Source organism: Pseudidiomarina mangrovi (assembly GCF_003999375.1).
Lineage (GTDB): Bacteria > Pseudomonadota > Gammaproteobacteria > Enterobacterales > Alteromonadaceae > Pseudidiomarina > Pseudidiomarina mangrovi.
Window position 1 is genome coordinate 230890 of sequence record NZ_RJLC01000014.1, and the last position, 20785, is coordinate 251674.

17 protein-coding genes are annotated in these 20785 nt (G+C 50.6%); 9 read left to right on the forward strand and 8 right to left on the reverse strand.

Going from position 1 to position 20785, the window contains the following annotated elements; genetic code table 11:
* Positions 1-33: 33 nt before the first annotated feature.
* The 3 genes from tusA to EFO84_RS06870 are packed head-to-tail and all read right to left on the reverse strand — an operon-like array spanning position 34 to position 1365.
* Positions 34-261 (reverse strand): sulfurtransferase TusA, encoded by a 228-nt coding sequence (tusA, locus tag EFO84_RS06860; protein ID WP_127347306.1) that lies wholly within the window; start codon positions 259-261, stop codon positions 34-36.
* Positions 261-740: a GNAT family N-acetyltransferase gene (locus EFO84_RS06865; RefSeq protein ID WP_127347307.1), complete on the reverse strand. Its 480-nt coding sequence runs from the start codon at positions 738-740 to the stop codon at positions 261-263. Before EFO84_RS06865 ends, tusA begins: the two co-directional genes overlap by 1 nt.
* Before the next feature lie 10 nt (positions 741-750).
* Positions 751-1365, reverse strand: coding sequence for a DNA-3-methyladenine glycosylase I (locus tag EFO84_RS06870; RefSeq protein ID WP_127347308.1), 615 nt, complete (start codon positions 1363-1365; stop codon positions 751-753).
* 82 nt (positions 1366-1447) lie between these two features.
* Here EFO84_RS06870 and glyQ point away from each other — a divergent pair, with 82 nt between their 5' ends.
* On the forward strand, positions 1448-2356 hold the full coding sequence (gene glyQ / locus EFO84_RS06875; protein WP_127347309.1) for a glycine--tRNA ligase subunit alpha: 909 nt from the start codon (positions 1448-1450) through the stop codon (positions 2354-2356).
* Positions 2357-2359: 3 nt separating this feature from the next.
* Positions 2360-4426 carry a glycine--tRNA ligase subunit beta gene (gene glyS, locus EFO84_RS06880; RefSeq protein ID WP_127347310.1) on the forward strand — a complete coding sequence of 689 codons (2067 nt, stop codon included), beginning with the start codon at positions 2360-2362 and terminating at the stop codon, positions 4424-4426.
* A 115-nt stretch (positions 4427-4541) separates the two neighbouring features.
* Here the strand turns inward: glyS and gyrB are convergent, their stop codons facing one another.
* The 4 genes from gyrB to dnaA are packed head-to-tail and all read right to left on the reverse strand — an operon-like array spanning position 4542 to position 10582.
* Positions 4542-6962 (reverse strand): DNA topoisomerase (ATP-hydrolyzing) subunit B, encoded by a 2421-nt coding sequence (gyrB, locus tag EFO84_RS06885; protein ID WP_127347311.1) that lies wholly within the window; start codon positions 6960-6962, stop codon positions 4542-4544.
* 12 nt (positions 6963-6974) lie between these two features.
* Positions 6975-8057 (reverse strand): DNA replication/repair protein RecF, encoded by a 1083-nt coding sequence (recF, locus tag EFO84_RS06890; RefSeq protein WP_127347312.1) that lies wholly within the window; start codon positions 8055-8057, stop codon positions 6975-6977.
* A gap of 1 nt (position 8058) precedes the next feature.
* Entirely contained in the window at positions 8059-9159 is a 1101-nt protein-coding gene (gene dnaN, locus EFO84_RS06895) for a DNA polymerase III subunit beta (RefSeq protein WP_127347313.1), read from the reverse strand.
* A 19-nt stretch (positions 9160-9178) separates the two neighbouring features.
* Positions 9179-10582 carry a chromosomal replication initiator protein DnaA gene (dnaA, locus tag EFO84_RS06900; protein ID WP_240642657.1) on the reverse strand — a complete coding sequence of 468 codons (1404 nt, stop codon included), beginning with the start codon at positions 10580-10582 and terminating at the stop codon, positions 9179-9181.
* A 309-nt stretch (positions 10583-10891) separates the two neighbouring features.
* On the opposite strand from dnaA, the gene rpmH reads away from it, so the two are divergent.
* The 7 genes from rpmH to EFO84_RS06935 all read left to right on the forward strand — a co-directional run bounded on the left by rpmH (position 10892) and on the right by EFO84_RS06935 (position 15387).
* The gene (rpmH, locus tag EFO84_RS06905) at positions 10892-11026 is read left to right on the forward strand and encodes a 50S ribosomal protein L34 (RefSeq protein WP_127347314.1); all 135 of its coding nucleotides are present in this window, start codon (positions 10892-10894) and stop codon (positions 11024-11026) included.
* Complete coding sequence (rnpA, locus tag EFO84_RS06910) at positions 11027-11419, forward strand: ribonuclease P protein component (RefSeq protein ID WP_127347315.1); 393 nt, start codon at positions 11027-11029, stop codon at positions 11417-11419.
* On the forward strand, positions 11353-11610 hold the full coding sequence (yidD, locus tag EFO84_RS06915) for a membrane protein insertion efficiency factor YidD (protein WP_127347316.1): 258 nt from the start codon (positions 11353-11355) through the stop codon (positions 11608-11610). Before rnpA ends, yidD begins: the two co-directional genes overlap by 67 nt.
* Positions 11607-13274 (forward strand): membrane protein insertase YidC, encoded by a 1668-nt coding sequence (gene yidC / locus EFO84_RS06920; protein ID WP_127347317.1) that lies wholly within the window; start codon positions 11607-11609, stop codon positions 13272-13274. The genes yidD and yidC overlap by 4 nt, the downstream gene beginning before the upstream one ends.
* A gap of 12 nt (positions 13275-13286) precedes the next feature.
* Positions 13287-14660, forward strand: a complete 1374-nt coding sequence (mnmE, locus tag EFO84_RS06925; protein ID WP_127347318.1) for a tRNA uridine-5-carboxymethylaminomethyl(34) synthesis GTPase MnmE — start codon at positions 13287-13289, stop codon at positions 14658-14660.
* A 240-nt stretch (positions 14661-14900) separates the two neighbouring features.
* Entirely contained in the window at positions 14901-15218 is a 318-nt protein-coding gene (locus tag EFO84_RS06930) for a hypothetical protein (RefSeq protein WP_127347319.1), read from the forward strand.
* A complete protein-coding gene (locus EFO84_RS06935) occupies positions 15208-15387 on the forward strand; it encodes a response regulator (RefSeq protein WP_127347320.1) in 180 nt (59 codons plus the stop codon). Before EFO84_RS06930 ends, EFO84_RS06935 begins: the two co-directional genes overlap by 11 nt.
* Here EFO84_RS06935 and EFO84_RS06940 read toward each other — a convergent pair.
* On the reverse strand, positions 15384-20669 hold the full coding sequence (locus EFO84_RS06940) for an alpha-2-macroglobulin family protein (protein WP_127347321.1): 5286 nt from the start codon (positions 20667-20669) through the stop codon (positions 15384-15386). The two genes, EFO84_RS06935 and EFO84_RS06940, sit on opposite strands and share 4 nt — an antisense overlap.
* Positions 20670-20785: the final 116 nt, after the last annotated feature.

The following is a 20785-nucleotide window of genomic DNA, read 5'->3' on the forward strand; positions in this document are numbered from 1 at the left end:
TACGCTTATCAAAAACCCGCCATTGCGGGTTTTTTATTGCTTGCGGATCACGTAGCGATACGGCGCAGCGCTGGTGTCGGCGCTCACCAGTTGGTGCTCCATGAAGCGGCAAAAGGCCGGCACGTCACGAGTAGTGGCGGGGTCGTCGGCGATCACTTCGAGCAGATCGCCGACTTGCAGCTTGCGTATTTCAATACGGATCAGCATCACCGGTTCGGGGCAACGCAGACCGAGAGTATCGAGTTGAACCGTGGCGCTCATTACAGATACTTTTGCCAGAACTCAGCTAAGCCCATGTCTGGCCCTAACTGATACGGTTTAAAGCCGAATTTCTCATAGGCGATTTTGGCCGGGTGATTGCCCTGCAGTACTTCGAGGGTGAGTTTGCAGCAGCCGCGGAATTGCGCCAGGGTTTCCACTTCTTGCAACAAGCGCTTGGCGATACCCTTGCCGCGATGGCTGGCAATCACCGCAATATCATGAATGTTCATCACCGGCTTAGCGGCGAAGGTGGAAAAACCTTCCACGCAGTTTGCTAACCCGACCGGTTGCTCATCGTCAAAAGCCAGCAGTGAGAACACATGGTCACGTTTGGCCATTTCATCGGCGAGGGTTTGCTTGGTTGCCTCGGGTAACGCTTCGCCACCACCCATAGGGTCTTGGGCATAGGCATCGAGCATGGCAACCACGGCTTGGCGGTGTTTCGGATTTTGAAAATCAGCAAGAATAATTTCTAACATCAGTCTCTACTTAAGTTGACGAAAATGGGTTTTCGAGTTGGAAGGTACGCATCTCTTCGCACACCGGTTCATAGCAATGGCAATGCACATAGTGGTCGTTAACCATGCCGACTGCCTGCATAAAGGCATAACATATGGTGGTGCCGACAAAGTTAAAGCCGGCTTTTTTCAGGGCCTTGGCCATGGCATCAGACACCGCGTCTGAGGTAGGTACATCACCGCCTTGGCGGGCGAAAATACGCGGCTGGCCATCGCTGAATTGCCATAAAAATTGATTAAAATCGATACCTTGATCACGCAACGCTACGTACGCCCTAGCGTTTTTAAATATTGATTCAATCTTTAGTTTATTACGGATAATGCCACTGTTTTGCAGCAGTTCCTGCTGATAGCTGGCTGGCAATTGCAGCAACGCATCGGGGTCAAAGTCGGCATAAGCCTGCTGATAGCTAGCTTGTTTGCGCAAAATGGTGATCCAACTCAGTCCGGCTTGTTGACCGTCGAGGCAGAGCTTTTCAAACAGCTCGCGGCTATCGCTCACCGGCCTACCCCACACAGTATCGTGGTAGTGCATGTAGGTTGGGTCACTGCCACACCAGCTGCAGCGTTGAATTGTCTCAGTCATTTTGCATGGCGTCCTGTCACCGAGCGCAAACACAGGGTATAATTTACGCCAATTTGGATTAAAAATCAGCAAGAGAAGCAGCATGGCGAGCTACGACGTAAAAACCTTTCAAGGCCTGATTCTGGCGCTCCAAGACTATTGGGCGCAGCAAGGCTGTGCCATTGTGCAACCGCTAGATATGGAAGTGGGCGCTGGCACCTTTCACCCAATGACTTTTTTGCGCGCGGTTGGCCCTGAGCCGGCTAGCTTTGCCTATGTGCAACCGTGCCGTCGCCCAACCGATGGCCGATACGGTGAAAACCCCAACCGTTTGCAGCATTATTATCAGTTTCAGGTGATCTTGAAGCCATCACCAAGTGATATTCAGGAGCTGTATTTGGGCTCACTGCAAATGCTCGGCTTTGACCCCTTGGTGCACGATATTCGCTTTGTTGAAGATAACTGGGAGTCGCCTACCTTGGGCGCCTGGGGTTTAGGCTGGGAAGTGTGGCTGAACGGCATGGAGGTGACGCAGTTCACCTATTTTCAGCAGGTTGGCGGGCTCGAATGTAAGCCTGTCGCGGGCGAAATCACCTACGGTCTTGAGCGCTTAGCCATGTACATTCAGGGTGTCGATTCTATTTATGACCTGGTGTGGGCAAAGGGCCCGCGCGGTACCATTTTGTATGGTGATGTGTTCCATCAGAACGAAGTGGAGCAATCGACCTACAACTTTGAACATGCTCATGTTGAAACCTTGTTTGCCCGTTTTGACGCAGCAGAGAAAGAGTGTGAGCACTTACTTGAAGCCGCTCTTCCGCTGCCTGCCTACGAGCAGGTCATGCGTGCTTCCCATGCCTTTAATTTACTCGACGCCCGCCATGCTATTTCAGTGACTGAACGGCAGCGCTATATTTTGCGCGTGCGCACTATGGCCAAAGGCTGTGCCGAAGCCTACTACGCCAAGCGTGAAGCGTTGGGCTTTCCGTTAGTAACGCCACAAGGAGCTTAAGTCGTGCAACAGAATACGTTACTGATTGAAATTGGCACCGAAGAATTGCCACCAAAAGCACTTAAAGGGTTAAGCGAAGCTTTTACCGCAGCGCTACAACAATTACTGAACGATGCGCAGTTTAGCTTTAGCGCGGTCAAGCCATTCGCATCGGCACGTCGGTTGGCGGTGCAAGTGCTGGCGTTAAATTCTGAGCAAGCCGATAGTCTAGTTGAGAAACGTGGCCCCGCCGTGGCAGCCGCTTTTGCCGCTGACGGCACCCCCACTAAGGCCGCTGAAGCCTGGGCACGGTCAAACGGCATTGAGGTGGATCAAGCCGAGCGGCTGGTCACCGACAAGGGTGAATGGTTGCTCTACAAAGCCACGGTAAAAGGCCAGCCACTGGCGGCGGTGTTGCCAGAAATCGTGCGCCAAGCGTTGAAGCAACTGCCTATACCAAAACCTATGCGCTGGGGCAGTTCTGATGCGCAGTTTATTCGCCCAGTTCATACCATCACCATGCTATATGGCGACCAGTTGATTGGCGGTGAAATATTGGGCATTGCGTCGGGTACGCACTTACAAGGGCACCGTTTTCACTGCCCTGCCGGCGTGCAATTAAGCCATGCTGATGACTACGAGAAGGCGCTGCTGGGCGCGCATGTGGTAGCTGACTTTGCGCAGCGTCGCGCACTCATTGTCAGTGCCATTGACAAGCTCGCACAGCAACTCGGTGGCCAGGTGGTTCAGGATGACGCATTGCTAGACGAAGTCACCGCCTTGGTGGAGTGGCCCGTCGCGTTATCGGCACGTTTTGATGAGGGCTTCTTGGACGTACCTAAAGAGCCATTAATCGTCACCATGAAAGACGACCAACGCTACTTTCCGTTGCAGGACGCACAGGGCAACTTGCTGCCGGCGTTTATTTTCATCACCAACATTGATAGTAAAGATCCCGCGCAAATTATTGCCGGTAACGAGAAAGTGGTACGCCCACGCTTGGCCGATGCACAGTTCTTTTTCAACAGCGATAAGAAGGTCAGCTTAGCCCAACGCCGTGAGCAATTAGCCAATGTGCTGTTCCAAAAAGACCTAGGCTCAGTGCAGGCAAAGTCTGACCGTATCGCGCAAGTGGCCAGCGCTATTGCCGAATTGATGGGGGCAGATAGCGCGGTTGCAGAGCGTGCCGGATTATTATGTAAAGCCGATTTGAGTTCAAACATGGTGTCCGAATTCCCTGAAACCCAGGGCGTGATGGGCATGCACTATGCGCGTAACGACGGCGAAGCGCCCGGTGTCGCTGAAGCCATTTATGAGCATTATTTGCCGCGCTTTTCGGGTGATTTATTGCCCGACAGTTTGGCCGGCGCGGCGGTAGCCATAGCCGATAAACTGGACACCCTGGTTGGTATTTTTGGTATTGGCATGGTGCCAAAAGGTGACCGTGATCCCTTTGCATTGCGCCGCGCCGCCATTGGCTTACTGCGGATCATTGTCGAGAAAAAGCTGCCGCTGGACTTAGAGCAGTTGGTGAGCATTGCCGCCAGCAGTTTTGGTTCATTGTTGACCTCTGCTACGGTGCAAGCCGATGTGGTTGATTTCTTGCTGGGCCGCTTCCGTTCGTGGTACCAAGAGCAGCAGATTGATATCGATGTCATTCAGGCGGTGTTAGCGCGCCGCCCCACGCGTCCGCTTGATTTTGATCAACGCGTGCATGCGGTCACCGCATTCCGTAAGTTGCCGCAAGCAAGTGCGCTGGCTGCGGCCAACAAGCGGGTGAGTAACATTTTGGCCAAAGTATCCGGCGAGATTGCCAGCTCCGTCAACCCAGCGTTGTTTTCAGAAAGTGCAGAAACCGCCCTGTATGACGCGCTGACGGCAGCATCTGCTGCGGCACAGGCACACTTAGCCAAAGGTGACTATAACGCCGCCTTAAGCGCATTAGCGGCCTTGCAAGCACCGGTTGATACCTTCTTTGAGAGCGTAATGGTGAACGCTGACGATGATGCAGTGCGTGCCAACCGTCAAGCCCTCCTCGGTCAGCTGCAGCAGCAGTTCTTGCAGATTGCCGATATTTCGCTGCTGAACTAGGCTGGACAACCTACTTCGTAGCCTGATTTCAAGCTAATAAAAAGCCCGAACTGTTGCTAGTTCGGGCTTTTTTGTAGGCGTTGCCTTAAGTGCACTAAAGTGTACTAAAGGCACACTACACGTCGAGGTTTGCCACCCGTAACGCGTTGGTTTCAATAAAGGCGCGGCGTGGCTCAACATCATCACCCATCAGCGTGGTGAACAATTGGTCAGCGCCAATGGCGTCTTCAATAGTCACTTTCAGCATGCGCCGAGTCTCTGGGTCCATAGTGGTTTCCCATAACTGTTCTGGGTTCATTTCACCAAGACCTTTGTAACGCTGAATGTAGATTCCGCGCTTGGATTCGGCAATCAGCCACTCAACGGCTTCAACGAAGTCTTTGATTGGTTTCTCTTTTTCGCCACGGCGAACAAAGCCGCCGGCTTCTACCAAGCCATTGATCTTTTCACCAATAGATACCAACTGGTCATAGTCGCGTGACATCAAGAACTCGAAGCTCAACGGATAATCGGTATCAATACCGTGGCGACGTACGGTCACCACTGGCAAATAACGATTACGCTCTGGGTCATGTTGCACCGACAAAGTATAAGTCGCTGAATTGATTTCACGGGCGGTTAAGTCACGTTGTAACTCTGTCGCCCAACCATCCATAACTGATTGATTAGCCATCATTTCTTCGGTAATACGCGGCGCATAAAGCAAGCGCTGCAAGAAATCTTCCGGCATACGACGCGACAGACGGTTGCGAATGCTGTTCTGGGCTAATTGGTAATCATTGACCAACGCCTCAAGGTGTGGACCACTGATACCAGGGGCATCAGCGTTAACATGCAGTGACGCGCTATCTAACGCTAAGCTGGTTAGATATTGAATCAAGGCTGGGTCATCTTTGATATAACTTTCTTGCTTGCCCTTTTTCACTTTATACAGCGGCGGCTGAGCAATATACACATAGCCACGTTCAATGATCTCAGGCAGCTGGCGATAAAAGAAGGTCAACAGCAAGGTACGAATGTGTGAGCCGTCGACGTCAGCATCGGTCATGATAATAATACGGTGATAGCGAATTTTATCTGGGTTGTATTCATCACGGCCAATGCCACAACCGAGCGCGGTGATTAAGGTGGCAACTTCTTGTGATGCTAACATCTTATCAAAGCGTGCTTTTTCAACGTTGAGAATTTTACCCTTCAACGGCAGAATAGCTTGGAATCGACGGTTACGCCCCTGCTTGGCAGAGCCGCCCGCCGAGTCACCTTCCACGATATACAGTTCAGAAAGTGCTGGGTCTTTTTCTTGGCAGTCGGCCAGTTTGCCTGGTAACCCTGCAATGTCTAACGCACCTTTACGGCGTGTCATTTCGCGCGCTTTTCGAGCCGCTTCACGAGCACGGGCGGCATCAATGATTTTGCCGACAATGATTTGTGCGTCTTTCGGATGCTCAAGCAAGTACTCGTTGAGCTTCTCATTCATAGACTGTTCAACGGCCGACTTCACCTCAGACGAAACCAACTTATCTTTGGTCTGTGAGGAGAACTTCGGGTCCGGAACTTTGACCGAGATAACCGCGGTTAAACCTTCACGGGCATCATCACCGGTTGCGTTGGTCTTGAACTTTTTGTTCAAGCCTTCTTTTTCCATGTAGTTATTTAACGTACGCGTTAGCGCGGCACGGAAACCGGCCAAGTGGGTACCACCATCGCGCTGCGGAATGTTGTTGGTAAAACAGTAAATGCCTTCTTGGAATGAATCGTTCCATTGCAAGGCAACTTCAACGGTAATGCCATCATCGCGTTCTTGCGAGATATAAAACATGTTTGGGTGAATGGGCGTTTTCTTATTGTTCAAATAAGTCACGAACGCACCGATACCACCCTCATACATAAAGTGGTCGCTACGATCTGAACGCTCATCTTGTAGCTTGATCGAAACACCCGAGTTCAGGAATGATAGCTCGCGTAAGCGTTTTGCTAGAATATCGTAGTGGAATTCAACGTCGGTAAAGATAACTGGGCTTGGCCAAAAACGAATTTCTGTACCTTTTTTATCGGTATCGCCAATTTGTTTTAATGGCGCGACTGGGTCGCCGAGCTTGTAGAACTGCTCATAGACGTGGCCCTGGCGACGAATGGTCAGCTGTAATTTTTCGGATAGCGCGTTAACCACCGACACACCCACGCCGTGCAAGCCGCCCGATACTTTGTACGAGTTATCATCAAACTTACCGCCGGCATGCAATACAGTCATGATAACTTGTGCAGCCGATACGCCCTCTTCTGGGTGAATATCAACTGGAATACCACGGCCATCATCGCGAACGGAAACTGAGCCATCGCTGTGAATAGTGACTAAGATGTCTTTGCAGTGACCAGCAAGCGATTCGTCGATAGAGTTATCGACCACCTCAAATACCATGTGGTGTAGCCCGGTGCCGTCATCGGTGTCACCGATGTACATACCAGGACGCTTTCTTACTGCATCAAGCCCCTTCAGGACCTTGATACTGGACGAGCCATATTCATTTTCTGACATAACGATGCTTCTCTATTGTTCCGTGACGGTTCCATGTTCCACGTGGAACATTTTGGTATCCGCGCTCTGTAGTAAGTGAGCAAGCTCACCAACTTCAATGGCTGATACAAAAACCTGTGATTGTGTGGCAACAAGCGCCTCACAAAATTTAGCCTGGCTTGATGTGTCTAATTCGGCGGTAATATCGTCCACCAAATAGATACATTGAACGCCAGTCTTTTGCTGCAAGTACTCGCCCTGCACTAACTTAAGCGCGGCCACCAACAACTTGGTTTGACCTCGCGATAATAAACTACGAACATCTTCGCCATTGGCATGTATTCTCAGTTCGGCCTTATGCGGCCCAACCGTTGAATGTCCATAGCGCATGTCACTTTCCAAATGCTTCTCGAGAGCATCCGCGAGCCCAAGCTCTTTATCCCAACCGTGGCGCATTTGAAAAGTGAATGCATAGTTCGGCAAAAATTCCTTCAGCCGTTCCACCAGTACCGGCAAAAACCCCGCCAAGTAACTTTCTCGGTGTTGCTTAATCCGTTCACCGTAAGCAGCAAATTGCTGGTCCCAATATGCGCGATCAGCGTGAAAGCGCTTCTGCTTCAGCAAACTATTGCGCTGTTTTAACAGCTTGCTGAAGTTGACCCAGTCATTATAAAAGGAATGTTCCACGTGGAACACACCCCAATCGACAAACTGACGCCGCTGCTTAGGGCCGCCTAAAACCAGCTCAATGCTCTCAGGTGTCATGAGCTGCACTGGCACCAAACGAGCCAACGCGGCGATACGTTTTTCTTTCTCTTGGTTAATGCGTAATTCAACCTCACCAGCTTCATCGCGCTGATAACCGACTTGATGACGCTCACCATTCTGTTCCATCACACGAGCAAACACCGTGAACTGTTTTGCCTCGTGTTTGATCAACTGCTTATAGGTGCCGATACGAAACGAACGACCAAAGCCTAAGCAGTAAATCGATTCCAACAAACTTGTCTTGCCACTTCCATTAGCACCAACGATTAAGTTCACAGTCTTGCCTGGTGCAAACTTCGCCGTCTCAAAATTACGAAATTGGCTCAGTGCTAATGCTTCAATATGCATATTACAGACGCATTGGCATAACAACGTACAATGACGAGTCGTCCTCGCTATCTTCAATCAAGCCACTTGCATCTGGGCCCGATAGAGTTAACTTCACTTTGCTGCCTTGTACGGTATTCAATACATCAATCAGATAACTCACGTTAAAGCCAATTTCTAGCGAGTCACCCTGATAGTCCACTTCAATAATTTCTTCTGCAGTTTCCTGCTCCGGGTTATTAGCGGTTAAGCACATTTCACCAGAGCTCAGGCTAACACGTACGCCGCGATATTTCTCATTGGACAAAATAGCTGCGCGTGAGCAGGCATGCTTCAATAACTCGCGATCAGCAATCACCACCTTATCACCACCTTGTGGTAATACCCGGCGGTAATCAGGGAAACGGCCATCCACCAACTTAGAGGTGAAGCTGATGCCGTTGGTTTCTACCCGAACATGGTTAGTGCCAATCGCAATTTTTATCTCGCTATCTGGCGAATCTAAAAGGCGCATCAATTCCATCACGCCTTTACGTGGCACAATCACTTGGCGACCGGTCAAATTCGGTTGACCAATGGCACAGCTGCTCATGGCCAAACGGTGACCATCGGTTGCTACAGTGCGCAGCACGTTGGCGTCGGTTTCAAACAACATACCGTTCAAATAGTAGCGAACGTCTTGATTTGCCATAGAAAAATGCGTGGCTTCAATCAAGCCTTTCAAAATAGTCTGCGAGGTCACCAGCTGAATATCGCTGTCCCAATCATCGATATTGGGGAAATCTTCGGCAGGCAGGGTTGCCAGTGAGAACTTACTGCGACCTGAGCGCACCAGTGCCTTATCTTCAGCCGCGCTAAACTCTACGGTAGCGCCATCAGGTAAGCTGCGAATAATGTCTAAAAACTTTTTGGCCGGAACCGTGACCTGGCCGTCTACCGCTTTATCTACCGCACATCGGGCAACAAGCTCAACTTCCAAGTCCGTACCAGTAAGACGAATCTCGTCGCCGCTGACTTGAATCAGTGCATTTGAGAGAATCGGAATAGTATGTCGACGTTCTACGGCGCCGCTCACAACTTGCAGCGGCTTCAGTAACGCATCTCGGCTAACGGTAAATTTCATCCCCACAGTCCCCTGTTGTTTACGCAGATAACGTACGAATTAAGTTGCGATAATCTTCTTTTATATCATGTTGAGCCTCTTTCAGGCTCTGAATTTGTCGGCATGCGTGCAGTACCGTGGTGTGATCACGGCCACCAAAAGCATCACCAATTTCCGGCAAGCTGTGGTTGGTGAGCTCTTTGGCTAACGCCATGGCTAATTGCCGTGGCCGAACCACCGACCGTGTGCGCCGCTTTGATAACAGATCAGACATCTTAATGTTGTAGTATTCGGCAACGGTTTTCTGAATGTTATCAATGGTTACCAGCTTTTCTTGGGCTGCAATTAGGTCGCGTAACGCTTCACGGACAAAATCGATAGTGATCTGTCGCCCAGTCAAATTAACATTGGCTGCCAAACGATTCAAAGCGCCTTCAAGTTCCCGCACGTTTGAGCGCAAGCGCTTAGCGATAAAAAACGCCACCTCATGAGGCATGGTTATACCACGCTCTTGGGCCTTACGTATTAAAATTGCCACCCGCGTTTCTAACTCTGGCGGCTCAACAGCTACGGTCAAACCCCAACCAAAGCGCGAACGCAGCCGATCCTCAACCCCCTCAATTTCTTTTGGGTACAAGTCAGAGGTCATAATGATCTGCTGGTTGCCTTCAAGCAAGGCATTAAAGGTATGAAAGAACTCTTCTTGCGAGCCCTTTTTGTTGGCAAAGAAATGAATATCGTCAATCAGTAGCGCGTCGACCGAGCGGTAATAGCGCTTGAACTCGTTCATGGTATTGTTTTTTATGGCATTGACCATGTCTTGCACGAATCGCTCAGCACGCATGTAGAACACTTTCGCGTCTTTCTTGTGGGCAATAATGCCGTTGCCTATGGCGTGCAATAAGTGGGTTTTACCCAGGCCCGTACCGCCATACACAAACAGTGGGTTGTATACGCCGCCCGGGTTCTCGGCTACTTGCAATGCTGCTGCGCGAGCTAATTGATTCGATTTACCTTCAACGAAGTTATCAAAGGTGTACTCGGGGTGAATATTGCACTCAAAGATGGGTAGCACCGTACCGTCGTTATCCCACGGCGTTGGCCGCCGGGGCGGTGAGCCAACTGCTGCTGGAGCGCTAGGGCGAACTGGCGTGCGACCAGATGTTTTTTGCGGGGCATCATCGGCTTTAGCCAGACGGCCTACTTCAAAACCAACGTTCGGCGTTTTAATACCTTTGTCTGTCGCGATCTCGCCTAAGAAATGGCTGATCATTGTCAGGTACTTATCTTTCACCCAATCTATGACATAAGAATTCGGTGCATAGAGGATAAGTGTTTCATCGCGCAGTTCAGCCTGCAGCGGTTTGATCCAGGTGTTAAAATGCTGCGTGGTCAACTCGCTTTGTAGTCGTTCAGAGCAATGTTGCCAAAGCGCTTGATTCACCCTTATCTCCCTGCTGATGCTGTTATTATTATTGGCTTGCGCGGACACTTGATGATTCGCCGAATGGTGATGTTGACCACCCGCCAAATACTGCAATGATGACGCAAATAGGATGACTTGATTGTACTGAACTAGTGCTCAGATCGCTAGCCTCAGGGCAAAATAATGCGATGAATTGCTGCTTTGTTATCCACAATCAAAAACCGCCAGAAAGGCTTTCTGTGGATAGCTTTTAGCGTTGACTTTGATCCTTTTTACCGATAGAATTCGCGCTCTTAATTTTAGGCAACCCGAATACGGATTAACGTCATGAAAAGAACATTTCAACCAAGCGTCCTGAAACGCAAACGCACTCACGGTTTCCGTGCTCGTATGGCTACCAAGAAAGGCCGCCAAGTTTTGGCTCGCCGTCGTGCCAAGGGCCGTAAAGTACTGTCTGCGTAATTGAACACGCTTAAGTACGGACGGGAGTTAAGATTGTTAACTCCCGCTCACTTTCAGCAAGTCTTCAACAATCCCCCTGTCAAAGCTGTCACGGCTGAATTGACCTTTTTAGCTGTACCCAATCTACTCAGTCATGCGCGTATTGGTGTCACGATTTCTAAGAAACGTGCTAAACGTGCTGTCGATCGTAATCGCATAAAACGTCAGATTCGCGAGTCATTTCGGCTGAAACAGTATAAAATACCGGCATTCGATATCATTGTGATTGCCAAGAACGGCGTGGTAGAACTCACCAACGACGACTTGCAAGACCGACTGAACTATTTATGGCGAACTATAAGCAAGCGTTGCGAGCAATACCTATTGGCCTCATCCGCCTCTACCAATGGCTAATTAGCCCGTTGTTAGGCCCGCGTTGCCGCTTTCAACCAACCTGTTCGCAGTACGCCATAGAAGCTATCGAAAAGCATGGTATGATGCGGGGCTTCTGGCTTGCCATGAAACGCATCGGCAAATGTCATCCCGGACATCCGGGCGGCTACGACCCGGTTCCACGACGTAACAAAGAGACGAAGGACTTATGAATTCGCCACGTTCCATTTTGTTTATCGCTTTCTTAGTAGTGAGCTTTTTTCTCTACCAAAGTTGGCTGATTGATACCGCTCCTCCTGGCACACAGCCAGTACAGCAACAACAAACGACTGTTCCAACCGCTGATACCGGTGTGCCGATTGCTACTGCCGACACAGCTGTACCAGAAGCAACGTCGCTTGAGCCACAGTCATCCACTCCTGCGGCGAGCACTGTCAGCCAGCAGCGTGTGCGGGTATCGACCGACCTATTAAACGTTGAGATTGACCCACTCGGTGGTGACATCGTCATGGCTCAGCTCACTCAGTTTGGCCGCACGCAAGATTCAGAGGAACGCTTTGAGCTGTTGCATCCAACCGCCAACAATCTTTATGTGGCGCAATCAGGGCTAGTCGGCACCCACGGCACCGACACCAGCGCCGGGCGGCCAACGTTCTATGTGGAACAATCAAGCTACGAAATGCGCGGCGACACTCTTGAAGTTCCGCTGTCTTTGCAATTAGAAGACGGTAGCAGCATTACTAAAACCTTCGTATTCAAGGCTGGCTCATACGCCGTTGATGTGGTTTACACCATCAATAATGCCGGCGCTGAACACAAGCAAATGCAGTTCTATGCTCAGTTAAAGCAAATTATTGCCGAAGCTTCAGGCAACATGATGATGCCAACTTATCGTGGTGCGGCCTATTCATGGGACGAAGAACGCTACGAAAAATACGCCTTTGACGACATGCGCGATGCACGCCTCAACCGCAGCACTGAAAAGGGCTGGGTAGCAATGCTTGAGCATTACTTTGTATCGGCGTGGATTCCGCGTACGGAAGGCGTTAAAACCCTCTATTCTCGCGTGATCAATGGTGACCAAGCCATTATCGGCCTGCAGTACCCTGTCACTATGGTAGCCCCGGGTGCGAGTGCAGAAATTCGCTCAACATTGTTTATTGGTCCAAAAGACCAAGACGCTATGGAATTAGTGGCCGATGACCTCAATTTGACCGTTGATTACGGCTTCTTGTGGTGGCTAGCACAGCCCATCTTCAAGCTGTTGCAATTCCTGCAAAGCTTCTTGGTCAACTGGGGGCTATCGATTGTTGCAGTCACTATCATCATCAAGATGCTGTTGTACCCGTTGACCAAAAAGCAATATGTGTCGATGGCAAAAATGCGCATGATTCAGCCAAAACTTCTGGCACTGCGCGAGCGTTATGGCGACGACCGTCAAAAAATGTCGCAAGCCATGATGAAGCTCTACAAAGATGAGAAAGTAAACCCGCTCGGCGGCTGTTTACCGATGTTGCTGCAATTACCTATCTTCTTAGCGCTGTATTGGGTGCTGTTGGAATCGGTAGAATTACGCCACGCACCACTGTTCCTGTGGATCGAAGACTTATCGGCGAAAGACCCGTTCTATATTCTGCCGATCTTGATGGGCGCATCAATGTTCGTGATGCAGAAGTTGCAACCAACCCCGGCAACCGACCCAATGCAGCAGAAGATCCTGCAATATATGCCGGTGATCTTTACCGTATTCTTCCTGTGGTTCCCATCAGGTTTGGTACTGTACTGGTTAAGCAACAACTTGATTACTATTGCGCAAATGCAGTGGATTTATCGTGGCCTTGAAAAACAAGGCATGATGGAACGCCGCAAAAAGTAACGGTGTAAGCCCATGGCAGATGCACTCAGAAACGATACCATTGTCGCCCAAGCGACCCCACCCGGTCGTGGCGGCGTTGGTATTGTTCGCATCAGTGGCCCCATGGCCAAAACAGTGGCCGAGCGCATGCTCGGTCATTGCCCGCCACCCCGTAAAGCTGAATTTCTCCCCTTTCGCGACCTCGACGGCAACCTGCTCGATGAAGGCATTGCATTATTTTTCGCTGGCCCCAACTCCTTTACCGGTGAAGATGTCCTAGAACTGCAAGGTCACGGCGGCCCCGTATTAATCGACATGATGGTTAAAGCGGTGCTGGATTTTCCCGACATTCGCCCAGCCCACCCGGGTGAATTCAGTGAGCGTGCATTCTTAAACGACAAGCTTGATCTCACCCAAGCCGAAGCCATTGCCGATCTGATTGAAACCACCTCGGAACAGGCCGCTAGGGCGGCTTTGCAAAGCTTACAAGGTGGCTTTTCCCATGAGATCGACAAGCTCGTCGACGCCGTCATTCACCTACGCATGTACGTGGAAGCAGCGATTGATTTTCCCGATGAAGAAATTGATTTCCTCAGCGATGGCAAAGTAGCCGGTGATCTGGACAGCATCATTGACCAGCTGCACGAAGTGACGGTGCAAGCCAAGCAAGGCTCGTTGCTACGCGAAGGTATGAAAGTGGTGATCGCGGGCCGCCCCAATGCTGGTAAATCCAGCTTACTGAATGCCTTAGCGGGTCGTGAATCGGCCATTGTCACCGCGATTGCTGGCACCACCCGCGATGTGTTGCGCGAACACATTCAAATTGATGGCATGCCGCTGCATATCATAGATACTGCGGGCTTACGTGACAGCCCCGATGAAGTGGAGCAGATTGGTATTCAGCGCGCTTGGCAAGAAATTCGCAGCGCCGACCGCGTGCTGTTCATGGTCGATGCCAGTGAAACTAACGCCGTGCACCCAGCCGATATTTGGCCGGAGTTCTTCGCTGAATTGCCTGATGAGCTACCCTACACGGTGATCCGCAACAAGGTTGACCTCAGCGCCGAGCCGGTTGCACTAGACCACATTGCTGGCATTCCAGTGGTGCACTTATCCGCCAAAACCGGTCATGGTATTGAATTATTGCGCGAACATTTAAAGCATTGCGTGGGCTACCAAGCCACCAACGAAGGCAGCTTTATGGCGCGCCGCCGTCACCTTGATGCCCTCGACCGCGCGCGTGAGCACCTACTCCTCGGCCGCGACCAGTTAGAACAGAATCTCGCCGGCGAATTGCTGGCTGAAGAACTGCGCCTCACCCAGCAACACCTCAACGAAATCACCGGCGAATTCACCTCCGATGACCTGCTCAGCAAGATCTTTGGCAGCTTTTGCATCGGCAAATAAAATTTGCCGCTACACTCAATTTATCTTTTGCCCAAGCATTCAAACCGCCAGGACGAGTCAATGAATCACCGTACGGCAACCTTGACAGAAAAGCTGGCTAACTATCGGGTTTCAGCCATTTGATTGGCCCTTTGCGCCGCTATTTTCGCCACCGAACCGCTGACTCAACTGGGCTTTGCTCACGGCTTTTTATACATCCCCATACTGCTGATTTGCGTACGCTATAATTCGCTACGGCGCATGCAAACACTCAGCCTGATTGTGGTGGTGCTCATCATTGCCGGCTATTTTGTGTCACCTCCGCCACCGCCGGGCTTTTCAACCACCTTTGTGGTGTTGAACCGCTTTGGGGCCATGGTCGCATTGATGGTGATTGTGTGGTTGGCCGCTAGTTATCGCCATAAGGTTGCCGAGCAGGCATCAAGTTTAGCCGACGAACAACGTAAACAAGACCAATTTCAAGCATTGGTAGAAAGCCTGCCGGTGCAAATTTGGACCGCAACACCCACCGGCGAAATTGATTATGTTGGGCAAAAGCTGGAGCAATTTGCTGGCTGACCGCGCGCTGGCGTCACGGCCCGAGCTAAAAGTACTGTTTACCTCCGGCTATACCGAGAACGCCATTGTGCATCATGGCCGCCTTGACGCTGGCGTGCACCTGATCAGCAAACCTTATCGGCTCCATGAACTGGCCGCCAAATTGCGTAAAGTGCTTGGTGACGACTAGTTTATGGTCCAACGCACCGCTTCCGTGCGCGCCTTAAGCTCATCCACCCCATCGACCTGGAGTTGCGCCGGCGGGGCCAAATAACTGCCACCTGCCCGCACTTCAACCTGATATCGAATCACCGACTCTCCTGCTGGCAAGTCGGTGTAGTAGTAATACACCGCATTACCTTTTGTGTGTACGTAGCAGTAAAACCAGCACGACCTCGAGCGCTTTAAATTCGTATACCATGAACCCGGTAACACATCGGTGACGGACACCTGGTCAATCTCGGTCGGGCTATTGATGGTGAGCTGAACCTCAATCAAATCACCAACCATCACCTGGTCTGATGGCTGCAAATCATGCCACGTCCCCTGCCGATAAATCCTGTAGGTTCGGCTAAGCGCCAGCCCTTGCTGCACGCTCTGGAGGCTAGTTATAGGCAGGTTATAGCGGGCACTAATAAAGCGCTGGGGTTGGTCAACCTGCACTTGCCAGCGACCAGACTCTGATGCGCCAAGCGCACTCACCGATACTCGCCCTGACAACTGGTGCGGTGGTTTAACCGTCGCTAGTATCATTTGGCAAAGACCAAACTCAATATCCCCAGTGGTGGGAAGCGAGATTCCTAGTTGTTGATAACTGGCGTTATAGATAGCTGAATCGGTTGGCTGGGTATACAGCACCAGACAGTGTTGCAGGGCATCGTTCAGAAGCACGCCGGTGGCGGTTTGGTATCCTTGTGTGCTGAGTTGAGAAAGCAATTGCTGCCGCAGTGCTTCGGACTCCGGATATCCCTGCATACTGGCGACATATAGTAGCAACGTGGTTATATCACCGGTGCTACGCACTTGTTCCGCGTAATCGGTAAATTGCTGCCAACTCAGTTGCTGCAATTCAACCAAGGCCCATAACGCCAATACCTGCGCATTACTATCCGTACTCTCGGTGATGATCGTTTCGAGCACTTGCTCGGCATCAACCTGCTGAACAATCTCTCCAGCCAATTGACCGACCGGTAGCTGACTGATTCGATGCAATACTAAAAGACTGTAAGCGGTCAACCAATCATCATTAGGGCGACTGAAATAATCGTACCGATTGAAGCGCTTATCATAAGTATTAAAGTGATAGCTGGTGAGCCTTGCTGCGAGTTGTGTTGAATGCCCGCCAGTACGCTGAGAATCAGCTAGATTGGCCAATCGAAACGCCTCATTCAACTGTTGCGGCCAACTTATTAGCGGCCGCCGTTGCTGCAACTGCTGCAAATCTAAACTGGCAGTACTGGTATACGCAAAGCGCACTCCTTGTGCAGCAGTAGGCAACTGCCACGATTGCGGCCCCAGATGCTGGTTCCAAACAGTTTGCTGCTGCTCTTGTAAGTTACTGAGGACTTGCAAATCAAGCTGGCGTGTCTGTTGCCTATCTGCACTAGTTAACAACACTCTATGAGCACCTTGCGGCAGCGCCGGTAGCGATAGACTTTGACGCTGGGTTTGATTGCCCGCCAAGGTAAACTTAACCACGCCAAGCGGTTGGTCGTTGAGTGATACCGTGACAGCTTGTTGCTGTGGCTGTGCGTCGCGATTAGTCGCTGTAACCGCCAATTGAAGGTGATCGCCGACATAGCTAATGGGCGCCGCGTAGGCACTAAATTCAACGGCCATGACCCGATCAAAAACTTGTTCAACCACGGTTCTTTGAATGCCCGAGGCGGCAACCGCTACCACAGTCCAACGAGTAGCTCGGGGCGGTAATGCGACCTCAATCACTTCCGGCTGATTTGCTTTCAACTCTAGCTGCGGCTGCCAAAGAATCAGTCGCGGGTCTTCCGAGTTTGATAGGCTATCGTGCAGCGCCATATCAGCGGACGGACTCATGGGAGGGGGCACGCGGTGGCGTCGTGAGTAAGATTGTTTATAGTTAGTGCCGCCAAACCAGCCATAAAAACCATTGGCAATGCTTTGCTTCGGGTAATCAAGGCTACTACTCTGACTAAATGATAGATCGCGCTGCCAGTGATACGCATCCAAGGTACCAAAATACTTAGCAACAGGTATGCTTGCAAACTCACCTACTAAGGCACTTTCATCAATCAGCCACAACTGTACCGTACTGTCGTGATTACTGGTCACGGTAATGGTTTGTTGCCCTTGCTGAGTCAATTGGGCTTGCTGCACCGCCACACTTACCTGCAGTGGTGCACTATTGGTCACTAACAGAACCTGTTGTTCAGCATAAGCCAGCGTATTATCTTGCCAATAACTCAACCCAAAGGTAACAGCAGTACCCCAGCTTTGCTGCGGTGATACGTGAAGATATTGAGCTCCCGCCACTAATTCCAATCGGCGCGCTTCTATGAGCTGATCGGAGAAAATCCACAAAACCGCTGTTTGGGCGATGTCACTGTGCACCGTGATCTGCTGCTCGCTGCCCCACATCATGCTAGTGGGGGCCTTCAATACGAGTTCTTTGCCTTCAACCCGATTACGCTGAGAGATAGTATCGGTAAACATATAGTCGGCAGTCACTATGCGTAACTGCGACTGAGCCTTAGGCGGTAAACGACAGTGAGCCCGAGCACCATCAACGACACAGCTATTGAGCAATTCACTCGGCTCGTCATCTCGGGTCCAGAGTTCTACCCGATGGCCATCGCTGGGAAAGCTATCAAGCCACTCGCCGTCACGATTTAATAATCGCACTTCAATGCTGTCATCGGAGCTATAGCGCCATCCAACATAGTACGGTAAACCATAAATAGAGAGTCGATTAGTGCTTTGTACTACTTCACCGTTGGGTAAACTTGCTTGTACGTTCTGTGTGGCTCTAACGTGACGATTGGGAAAAGGATTTTTAAAGTCCCCGATGAACACCCCAGCGGCATCGGTAGAGTGGGTTTCTGTCAGCTTGATTGCTTTCGACTGCTCAAAAAACTCGAGCCAAAAGCCATAATCCCAGTTCTTTGGCCAATTAGCGGCGGCCTCGATATACAAATTTTCGTAAAATTGCAGACTCATTTCAACCTGCTGATTAGCCAGTCCCGCCTTAGCTACCGTCTTGATACTTCCGCTCACGGTCACCATCGACAAGTCATTTGGGTCCACTGTGAGCGTGGTTGTAAGCTCCATCTGTGGAGGAATAAATTCAGTTAAATTAATTTGATACACCGAATCAATGAGTTGACCATCATAACTGAGCTCTAGATGGTAATAGCCCAACGGCATGGCCTCTTGAAAGCGGAAGGTTGCTGACGCTAAGCCATGTTCCGAAAGCTCGGACAAGGGCAGCTCATATCGGCTTTTTTGGTGCAGTAATTCCAACTTTAATAGTGACGGGTTCAGTGCTTGGTGATGACGATGTAAGATATCCACCGTAACATGCAATAGGTCGTCGCGGCGCAATTGTGATTGAGCAACCGATAGGTGGCCGACCACTGCTGTTTGTACTGCCTCTATATCTTCAAGAGCAGCACTGGCATGACGGTCGCCGAGACTCCCCCATAACCAGCAAGTATCTGGCTCATCCTTTGACTCAGTGGGCGCGACTAATTGTGTTGCCAGGGAACCGGTGCTGTCACTTTCACCTAAATAAATTGGGCTGGCATCGCCCTGACAGACTTTATAAACAGCAACACCACGAAGTGGCAGACCGCTCCAATCCCAAGTTGCAATCATGCCGTTCTGGAAACCCCGGTACTGCAGCAAAAAGTCATCAAATTGCACCAAGTCCTGCAGCCGATAAGGCGTATTAGGCACTCCAGTGCCACGCACCTGCTGCGGGCCATCAATCCAGACCACGCCTCCCGTAGGCAGCTGATCAGTAATCGGCAGTGGGTACAGGTTGCCTTCTTGCTGATCAGCAAACGTCATTTGCAACAATGTGCTCGAGCGCTTCCCATTGAGCCGATCCAGCAACTGTTGCGCTGAGGTCATTACATCGTATTGCAGCGTCAACGACTCCAACGAGCGGACCCCAATTTGCAGCGCGTCACCACTGCGTAGTTGCGCCACCTTTTTCACAACATCATAGTCGTTATGAATTTCAGGAGCCTCAAACACCGGCCACCAGTCATTGAATACAGCCGCAGTGGCAAGAGGGACCACAGCAGTTAATGGCGCCTTAATACCTGCCTCTTGCATTGCGTGCGCTTGCCACAATCCAGCTAGATCAAGTTGGTATTGCTGCTCCGGCTGTAAATATAAACTGACTTGATAGAACGAGTTATCAGCCATCATTAACCGACTAAGCCCGGCATTACCGCCTAACCAATCCAACCACTGCAGCTGGTGGCCATAACCATCTCTTTCGCGGCGCGCTTGGTACTCAGGAATCGGGAAATTATGGCTAAACAAGAGTTCAACATTGCTGGTTGGGCAGTCAATGAGAAGACTACTCTGCAACTCAGTGGGCTGCTCAAAATAGCTATCAAAATCGTCGTGACAGCGATAACCCATATAACCAAAGTGTTCTTCCCGTTGAATTTCACCCAACACCAAATCCTTGCCTAGCGGCAGATTGCTACCCGGCAACCACAACCCCGCTGGCAACACCACCTGAAACTTCCCGAACTGTGTCAGCTTTTTGGTCACATTCAAGCTGATGGTGTACTCATCATCCTCGCGAGACATTTTTAGCTGCTCAACACCACGATCTGGGTTAATCAGGGTCAAATGATCCGTCAACGCTGACAACCATGCATCTTCAACCGGATCGGCCTGTTCAGAACTGTCACCACCCTCAGGGAAGATAGTCCTGCCATAAGCATAAATTGTGACCTCAAGTTCAGCACTATTGGCGGTAAAATCAACCTTGAGATTAATCTGTGATGGCAAGCTACTGGTCTTATCTAACATAGCGGTGGTGAGGGTAAACTGCGCGGGTTCGGCCAAGCGCTTTCCGGCCGCCGAAAAATCACCAGACACGGTCAGCACAAATTCTGAATTTCGCGGTAACGCGCTGGTTAAATCACAGGCTAGCGCAGTGGTGCCGACAAAGCGCCAGCGACAACCGGGAAAATACTCGCCTTCAATAGTTATCGCGGCAATTTGTTCTGGATTGGGTAATTCCCCAGCAATACTGATAGGCTCAGCAAAGCGTAACAAAATCTGCCGCGTCTCGGCCATGCTTGGGTCATCAAACTGAATAGTCGGCGGGGCTAACTGACTCGCGGAAAGCTCGGCCGCACTGAGTGGTTGAGACCAACGCTCAGGAACAATACGCGCCTCACCAATAGGCACTAGGCTGATTAAACCAATCGCTAGTAGCGACGCCATGAATAGCAGCCATGACCGAGCCATAAAAATTCCTTTTCAGTAGTAGTTCACATAACTATAACAACTCATGGTGATATGTCATGGATTTATTGGAGTTTTCTAGGGTTGTGGTTATAGTGAAACCAACAACCTAATCACGG

Excerpts from the sequence above, each read along its gene's own strand:
- tusA (WP_127347306.1), bottom strand. The coding sequence starts at position 261 with ATGAGCGCCACGGTTCAACTCGATACTCTCGGTCTGCGTTGCCCCGAA.
- EFO84_RS06865 (WP_127347307.1), bottom strand. The coding sequence starts at position 740 with ATGTTAGAAATTATTCTTGCTGATTTTCAAAATCCGAAACACCGCCAA.
- EFO84_RS06870 (WP_127347308.1), bottom strand. The coding sequence starts at position 1,365 with ATGACTGAGACAATTCAACGCTGCAGCTGGTGTGGCAGTGACCCAACC.
- glyQ (WP_127347309.1), top strand. The coding sequence starts at position 1,448 with ATGGCGAGCTACGACGTAAAAACCTTTCAAGGCCTGATTCTGGCGCTC.
- gyrB (WP_127347311.1), bottom strand. The coding sequence starts at position 6,962 with ATGTCAGAAAATGAATATGGCTCGTCCAGTATCAAGGTCCTGAAGGGG.
- recF (WP_127347312.1), bottom strand. The coding sequence starts at position 8,057 with ATGCATATTGAAGCATTAGCACTGAGCCAATTTCGTAATTTTGAGACG.
- dnaN (WP_127347313.1), bottom strand. The coding sequence starts at position 9,159 with ATGAAATTTACCGTTAGCCGAGATGCGTTACTGAAGCCGCTGCAAGTT.
- rpmH (WP_127347314.1), top strand. The coding sequence starts at position 10,892 with ATGAAAAGAACATTTCAACCAAGCGTCCTGAAACGCAAACGCACTCAC.
- yidD (WP_127347316.1), top strand. The coding sequence starts at position 11,353 with ATGGCGAACTATAAGCAAGCGTTGCGAGCAATACCTATTGGCCTCATC.
- yidC (WP_127347317.1), top strand. The coding sequence starts at position 11,607 with ATGAATTCGCCACGTTCCATTTTGTTTATCGCTTTCTTAGTAGTGAGC.
- mnmE (WP_127347318.1), top strand. The coding sequence starts at position 13,287 with ATGGCAGATGCACTCAGAAACGATACCATTGTCGCCCAAGCGACCCCA.
- EFO84_RS06930 (WP_127347319.1), top strand. The coding sequence starts at position 14,901 with ATGCAAACACTCAGCCTGATTGTGGTGGTGCTCATCATTGCCGGCTAT.
- EFO84_RS06940 (WP_127347321.1), bottom strand. The coding sequence starts at position 20,669 with ATGGCTCGGTCATGGCTGCTATTCATGGCGTCGCTACTAGCGATTGGT.